Consider the following 239-nt stretch of genomic DNA (forward strand, 5'->3'; position numbering starts at 1 on the left):
TTCGAGCGAACCGTCGTCCGCGCCGTCGGTGATGCCGGTGCCGGCGCCGGGAGCCATGTCGGCGAGCCCGAGCGCCGGGGCGCTTGCGGCCAGGGTATCGGTTGCGGCGGCGAGTGGCGCGTCGTCCAGTGTGGCGACAACGGCGGTGTCAGTGTTGGTGGTCATGCTGTTCTCTCCTGAATGGACCCCCAAGGTTGGGCGATCCGCATTGAATGGTTGCGTTGTGGGTAATGGGAGTG

Source organism: Cupriavidus sp. SK-3 (assembly GCF_000611145.1).
Taxonomy (GTDB): domain Bacteria; phylum Pseudomonadota; class Gammaproteobacteria; order Burkholderiales; family Burkholderiaceae; genus Cupriavidus.